Annotated in this window: 7 protein-coding genes; all 7 read right to left on the reverse strand. The window is 39.3% G+C overall.

The window, feature by feature from the left end; translation table 11 throughout:
• Positions 1-335: 335 nt before the first annotated feature.
• A complete protein-coding gene (locus tag I6E49_RS13720) occupies positions 336-1145 on the reverse strand; it encodes a leucine-rich repeat domain-containing protein (protein ID WP_235403018.1) in 810 nt (269 codons plus the stop codon).
• A gap of 318 nt (positions 1146-1463) precedes the next feature.
• On the reverse strand, positions 1464-2393 hold the full coding sequence (locus I6E49_RS13725) for a lysophospholipid acyltransferase family protein (RefSeq protein WP_235403020.1): 930 nt from the start codon (positions 2391-2393) through the stop codon (positions 1464-1466).
• A 525-nt stretch (positions 2394-2918) separates the two neighbouring features.
• Entirely contained in the window at positions 2919-3887 is a 969-nt protein-coding gene (locus I6E49_RS13730) for an SEL1-like repeat protein (protein ID WP_235403021.1), read from the reverse strand.
• A gap of 48 nt (positions 3888-3935) precedes the next feature.
• Entirely contained in the window at positions 3936-4301 is a 366-nt protein-coding gene (locus tag I6E49_RS13735) for a hypothetical protein (protein WP_235403022.1), read from the reverse strand.
• Between the two features lie 324 nt (positions 4302-4625).
• On the reverse strand, positions 4626-4856 hold the full coding sequence (locus I6E49_RS13740) for a hypothetical protein (protein WP_235403023.1): 231 nt from the start codon (positions 4854-4856) through the stop codon (positions 4626-4628).
• 10 nt (positions 4857-4866) lie between these two features.
• Positions 4867-5787 (reverse strand): TM2 domain-containing protein, encoded by a 921-nt coding sequence (locus I6E49_RS13745; protein ID WP_235403024.1) that lies wholly within the window; start codon positions 5785-5787, stop codon positions 4867-4869.
• Positions 5788-5806: 19 nt separating this feature from the next.
• Positions 5807-6241 (reverse strand): hypothetical protein, encoded by a 435-nt coding sequence (locus I6E49_RS13750; protein ID WP_235403025.1) that lies wholly within the window; start codon positions 6239-6241, stop codon positions 5807-5809.
• Positions 6242-7017 lie beyond the last annotated feature (776 nt).

Raw genomic sequence — 7017 nt, forward strand, 5'->3', positions numbered from 1 at the left:
AGAATGACAAGAGATTGGCTGCACTTAGAGAGTATGCTCAAACGGCTTGAATTCTAAATCCGAAACTTGAGACATTTTATAATGTTGCCCCGAAGATATTGTTCTTTGGTATCTACTCCGAGACTATACACCATACTTGCGTAAGATACAGACTTGTCTTTACCCTCTTCAAGCAGTTTTTTGTTTAGGAGCGTCCTATACTGGTCATATATCTCTTGAAGGTCATTTGGTTTGCCTTCAATGCGATAGTATACTGTGGTCAAATACTCCAAAAGCATGATTCTTTTTTAAATGTGACTTTCTTTTGTAGCGCACACGAGGCGTAATCTCATAGGTTATTCCTTCGGAGTCACAAGACTATTGAAGTCGCGAGTCTCAAACTGATCGGACTCATAGCCTTGGATGTTGAAGTCCGGGTAATGGTTGTACTTGTTCTTTGGCACTATAATCTTTTCGAGAGATGTGCAGCCGATAAGCATCGTTGCGTTTATTTCACCAGCACAGCATGTCAATGACGGCTGCTCAAACTCAACCGTCTTTAGTGAAATGCAGCCAGCAAACGCCATTCGCTCCACAATCTTCACATTCTTGTTTAGATATACAGACTCCAGATGCTTGCAACTTGCAAAGGATCTGTCATAAATCCAGCATTTGCAGTCTTCGCTTATCACGATGTTGAGACTTTTCAGTCCGGAACTTCTGAATGCAGACTTGTCGATAATCTTCATGTGGCTTGGAATATTTATCTCTTCCAAAGCTTTGCAGTCAGCAAAGGCTGCTTTCCTAATCTTACCCAAAGTTTCTGGAAAGGCAATTTCTTTTAGATTTTCACAATGAGCGAAACTCTCCATTCCGATGTAATCTACTCCAGGCATTGTTATCTTGAAGAGCTTTATGCAGCTTGCGAAAGCTCTTGTGCCCAAGTCGGTAACTGATGCTGGCAATACCACATCATGAAGATTGTCAAGTCCTAGGCATGCTTCATCGCAAATAGCCTTCACACCGTCTTTCACTTCAAGGTACTCTGGATTGCCGAGTACTTTCAACAAGCGAAGTCCGTCCTCGCTGTAGATTGGTCCGGAAACCTTGTTGCCTTTGGCTTCCTTGATCATTGCCTCATCTTCTTTTGTTAATATTGTATTCATATTTATTATTTTTAGTTGAATCCATAAAAGAATAGCATGTCTTGAACTTACATCTCTTCTGTATTATTCATTACCTTCACTTGGTCGAAGCTCATTGGCTCATACTCTAATATCTCACCAGTCTCCTTAATCATACGATAACGCAGATGAGTGCGGGAATATCCCGCCCTATATGATATTTCTCCATTTTAGTATTTTATTTATTCTGATGCAAAGGTATATGTTTTTATGCCTCTGTCCACTATCGTCATTATCGGACAAACAGGAATGAAGTGTCGGAAAAACCGGAAAAAAACGAAATGAACAACATCTACTTCACTACACACTGCTATTTCTTCTATCTGATGTGATAGAAAGTCTTTTGTTTCCCCATAACATCCATAAGTCTGGTTGCTCTCGTATGTTCTGTTCTAAAAGTCTAACAAACTCGTCAGTATATGCGTAGGGATTTGTATTGATGTCTTTAGGGGACATTTGCTTGAATTCAATATTGTATATTCCTCTTCTATTCCTACTTATATGTGCATATACAAAAATCATATTGTATTTTCTTCCAATCTTCTCTGTTCCTGTATAAACAGAAAGAAGGTGGTCGAAAAATGGAGATTTGTGGATATATTGTTGGCTTCTTTTTGATGGGGGTACATCAGCTAAGCTACCCAAAACAATTCCATCATATCTTTTTTTTTCCAGTTCTTTCAGCATAGCTAAGATAGGCTTGATAGGAGAGTTATGTGGTATATTTATAGCTCCATATCTTTGTCTCGTTTTTGCAAGCCAATCTGTAAGCAAATTCCTTTTACCTGAGTAATACAAGTTGCCCATGCAAATATGTTGGATATGTAAAGGAAAGGAGACTAAAAGCTCATAGTTTACAAAATGCCCACTATAGCATAGTATCTTTTTGTTTTGCAGTAATAGAGTTTTGATAAACTCTATGTTCGTAAATCTACATTCCTCACATATTTTATAGTCTGAGTGATACGACTTCTTTGCCAATTCAAAAGTGAAGTCATACAAATTTCTATAGTAGTGATGTACAATAGACTGTTCTGTCTTCTTGTTCATTCCATCAAATGCAATCTCAAGATTTCTTTTTACTCGTTTTGTATGACTTGAAGCTGTAAGTGCAAGAAGTCTAGAGGCGAAACTCGATATAAGGTATAATGCCTTTATAGGTATGTATCGTGCTAAGGTAATGGTCTTTACTAATGAACATACAAATAGTCTTATCAGCGTTTCTTTCATATATCAGTCCGTGTTTAATCTGCAAGAGGAGATGATTCCTCTTGCAGATTTTATCCTTTTCTGAATTTTTATCCTATGTCACTGCATGGGTCGTCGCAACCACAAAATGAGTAGAGAGTGCCCCATAAAAGGCTTAAAAATGAACTGCCAACCACAAATAGTAATATGACAATGAGGATTCCAAATAAAAATATTAACATAAATGTTCTGTTTGTAAGTTATATATTACCTACTTCCTTTCAAGCGTTTCGGTGTTCTCTTCAAGGCAGAATATTTCTATCATATAGTCTTGCTATGTCTCAGACTTCATCAAATCCTTGATTTCTTCGATAGTTTCAACTACATTGAAAGAAGTTCCATTCTTTAGTGTGAGTCTTGAATGATGCTCGCTTTCTTCATCAAGTATAGGCTCTATAGAGCAAATGCATGATGGTGAAACAAGTCTTACCATTCTTTCTTCTTCACCATAGAGGTCTATGTAATGCAATGTTATCATAAGTGGACATTCTATGTGTGATACGTTCCTTAATCAATGTCATAGGCAAACTCTTCGAAACTCATCTCTACGGGAGAGTATGGAGTTTTGGTATATTTCCCCTCCATGTTGAGCCATTTTAAAGCTTCTGTTCCATTTCTTTCAACTCCGATGCCGTCCTCATAGCATTTTGCTAGTCTTTTTTGAGCACTGACAAGTCCTTGCTCAGCTGCTTTGCGATACCATTCTACAGCTTCTTCTTCGTCTTCATCAACTCCTGTGCCATTGTAGTAGCAAGTGGCAAGATTGTTTTGTGCGGAAGCGTCACCTTGTTCGGCTGCCATACGAATGTACTTTACTCCTTCGTCGTAATTCTTTGATGTACCGGTTCCCTTTATGAAACAAACACCAAGTTCATTTTGACCAGGTGAAAAACCTTGCATGGCAGACTTATAATACCATTTGAGTGCTTCTTGTTCGTTCTTTTCTACACCAAGTCCCTGCTCATAAAAGTTGCCTAACACTTTCTGAGAGTATGCATATCCATTTTCTGCTGCCTTTCTGTACCATTTTGCAGCTTCTGAATAGCTCTGTGGCACGCCTTCCCCTAATTTGTAGGAAGTTGCAATGTCGTGTTGTGCTCTGAGTACTCCTTTATCGGCAGCTTTTCTATACCATTTTAGTGACTCTTGGTAATCTTGTGGAACGCCTACTCCATAGAAATAGACTCTACCAGCAAAGAAACATGCTTTAGCATCGCCTTGTTCTGCTGCTTTTAGAATCCACTTACTTGCTTTTACGTTATCAACAGCTGTGCCGTGACCAAAGATGTAACACAAAGCAAGGTTTAGTTGTATCTTTGCGTCACCTTGCTCAGCTAATGTAAGATACTTTTCAAACTCCTTGCTCGCATTTTTAGTGCTTCTTTTTGAGGAGTTAACTCCTACGTCGGAAGTGTAAGAAGAGGTTGGTTCTGATACCTCTTTTGCTTTCTTCTTGAAAATGTCAAATAATCCCATAGTCGTATGTTTGTAAGTGTTATAGCCTTTTGTGTTCAGTCGAACATGTTAATTCCAATAAGGATTGCAAAAATAGAAAGTATCTCCTTTGTTATTGGTAAATTGTGCATTGCAAAAGATTATTTTGTAGTCTTCTTCGCAGACCATACCAGCTATACGGTCAAAAACAACGTACCAACCATCGTCATATGCTACTCGATTAGCTTTTGTTATCTCGTATTCATATTTTGTTCCACATACTCGTAAGACCGTGATGTTTCCCAATTGCTTTCCAAACAAAGCAAAATCACGACGCATTCCAATGATACGACCAGTTTCATCGGTGTAATATTCACAATATGCTCTAATTTCTTGGATATATTCATATCCTTTAGCTTCCATCTTTTTACGGATGTCATTAAACCCTTCGTCCATATTTTGTAATATTAAAGTGATAATAATTTTGTATTTTAACCACTAATTTTTTCTACTCCAATAACTTTGTTGCGACAACTGCCATTGGTAACATAGCTTGTTCTTTCCCATTTAGAGATAGCATCAGCTTCGCTTGAAGCGTCTACAGTGTAACAACTTCTGTTGCTATCCCAAGGACTTGCATTCTCTGACTTGAAATATACATTGTAACGAGGCATAAGTTTATGTTTTTATTCGTTCATGTCTACTTCCTATCGAGCGACTCGACTTTCTCTATTACCTACTTCCTTTCAAGCGTTTCGGTTTTCTCTTTGATGTTCTTTACTATGCGTTATGAATCTCAGTATAGTGCGCACTCTCCCAGTTTACTTCCGGGTATCTGATGCGTGCCGTAGCCAAGATGATTGCTTCTTGGTCAAATGAGTTGTGGCATAAATTCCAACGGTTTGCATCAATGATGAAGTCGTCGTAAACCAGACCGCACACATCATGAAGCGTTACCTTGCATCCGTTGCGATGTCCTTCTGCATAATAAGTGATTCTAAGTTTTGACATATATTCAACTTTAAAAGGATAAAATATCGTCTTCTATAATGTCATCTATAAAGCAATCTTTGCCTTTTACCAACCATTTTAAGCCAGAGAGCACACCTAGGAGTGCTGGTATCCATGTCCAACAGCAAATGAGGTAAATCACACCATGAGTAATCTTGCCCATATAGAACTTGTGAGCACCAATACCACCAAAAAAGATGGCAAGCAGTGCTGCAACGATATGGTTCTTCTTAGCAGCAATTTCTTCGCGCTCCTTGTTCTGTTTCTCTGCTTGAGCCTTTTCATCGCGTTCCCGTTTGATAGAACTGAGTTTCTTCTCTATTTTGAGAATCTCCTGTTGTATAGACCATGCCTGATTCTCTCTGACTTCTACATTTCTTGCCCAGTCTTTGGAACACAATTCTTCCAATGCATACTCTCGGTTGCGCGCTCTTGACTCTCTGTCTGTGACTCTTGTGTTAAGGTCGCTACGACCTGACGCTCCGAGATAGCCGAACAAGAAGTCATCGGCATCAATCTCATGCCAATGCCAGTCTTGCATCTCTTCAATGTCGTAGTCAGACAAAGTTTCGCGATTTCTCAGAGTCCATAATGGCTTGGACAGCCTTGCCTTAGGATTTGAGAGAAGTCCTGTATTGCTGGTATTTACCAAAGCATAGCAGGTTCCATGTGTCCACAGATACAATTCTCCATTCAACATGACAGGATTGCCGAATGCCACTTCCCAATCATGGGGAATCTCCTTCTCAATATAATACTCCCCATCCCGTTTCTTGATAAGGCATATGGCCTTTGGTGTTATTCCTATCATAAAATGGGGATAACAGACAACGGCAGTGAACTTTGACTCTATCGCTTCAAGAGTGTTCTTTTCTTTTAATAAATCTCGTTCCTCATTAGAGGTTGTCGTATTACTCGTTTCTTTTTCCATAGTCTTTCTCAGTAGATTGTTATTCTTGTGAATACTCCCATTCCTCAAATGCCGAGACATCTGCTTGTGGATATTCCTCCTTAGAATAGTCGTTGGCAAGATATACCACAGGGCACTTTGTCTTATACATCAAGTCGAAGACATATTTAAGATACTCTCCTCTTAACTGTTCCATATAGCGGTGGAACAGGAAGAACTTGGTGTTCTCGTTGTATGTTCCAGGAATAATGAACTGTTCATCATCTCCAGACGGAGTGAGCGTTTGGATTGCCCCTTCTTTATCTATGTAAAGTGCTTGTCCGCAAGTAGCACAACCGTTCATCTCGCTGATAGCACGTCTTGCGTTGTCAATGTCGGGATTTGAATGAAACCATATAATTACAGGGCGTATCGGTGAACTGCCAACATACTCTTCGATAGTTTCAATAATGTTGTCCTTGTTAGTACTTTTCATATTCTGTCTTTTGTTTAAGTCAGACTGTATGTTACAAAACAAAAAAAGCAGCAAAGACTCTGCGACTGCACGATTTTACTCGCACGTCGTAGTGTCTTTGCTGCTTTGTCTTATGCTGTTGCCCATAGAGCCAGACTTCAAGGTTTGTGTCCTATGGCTCCGTTCGGACTGTTTCTTATTTAGGTCGTGCACTTTAGTGTAAGCACGAAAAAGCGTGAAGCCACCTGTCGCTTGCTCCACCTTTGAGGCCTTAGGACTTGCCCTTCACGTCAGAACAAGCAACGAGACCCCACGCCGATATGTATATGTACACTCCCATAGAGCCAGCCTTACAAGGTTGCCCCATGAAAGATACGTATATAACATACCCATAGGCATCATCGTTGCGAGGTTCTTTGACGTGAGATTTGGAGTGTCCTAAGTTCCAAAGGTCAAAAACCAAGCGCCAATAACGCTTTTCTTATGTTTGCCCTCTACCAACCGCCACTTTTCAAGCGACTTCGGCGTAGGGCTACATGCCGTCATTGCACATAGAATACAATTTAGCGTGCCAAAGTTACTAATTATTATTGGTATCGCAAAAAAAAGACCTAATTATTTTAAGTAGAGTTGACAAATAAAAAACATTGATGTTGTACAACATACTCTTAGGCATAATCTTATTATCCGAACATTCCTTGTGCCTTTAAGTCTACATTCATCCAATTAACCTGAGTTCGGGATAAGAAAGTCTTTGTAAAAGTTGGTAATCTCAATAATTTTTAGTACCTTTATGA

The organism is Leyella stercorea, assembly GCF_021531655.1.

What these genes read in the sequence shown, in the direction of transcription:
- I6E49_RS13720 (WP_235403018.1), bottom strand. Translation starts at nt 1,145, where the DNA reads ATGAATACAATATTAACAAAAGAAGATGAGGCAATGATCAAGGAAGCC.
- I6E49_RS13725 (WP_235403020.1), bottom strand. Translation starts at nt 2,393, where the DNA reads ATGAAAGAAACGCTGATAAGACTATTTGTATGTTCATTAGTAAAGACC.
- I6E49_RS13730 (WP_235403021.1), bottom strand. Translation starts at nt 3,887, where the DNA reads ATGGGATTATTTGACATTTTCAAGAAGAAAGCAAAAGAGGTATCAGAA.
- I6E49_RS13735 (WP_235403022.1), bottom strand. Translation starts at nt 4,301, where the DNA reads ATGGACGAAGGGTTTAATGACATCCGTAAAAAGATGGAAGCTAAAGGA.
- I6E49_RS13740 (WP_235403023.1), bottom strand. Translation starts at nt 4,856, where the DNA reads ATGTCAAAACTTAGAATCACTTATTATGCAGAAGGACATCGCAACGGA.
- I6E49_RS13745 (WP_235403024.1), bottom strand. Translation starts at nt 5,787, where the DNA reads ATGGAAAAAGAAACGAGTAATACGACAACCTCTAATGAGGAACGAGAT.
- I6E49_RS13750 (WP_235403025.1), bottom strand. Translation starts at nt 6,241, where the DNA reads ATGAAAAGTACTAACAAGGACAACATTATTGAAACTATCGAAGAGTAT.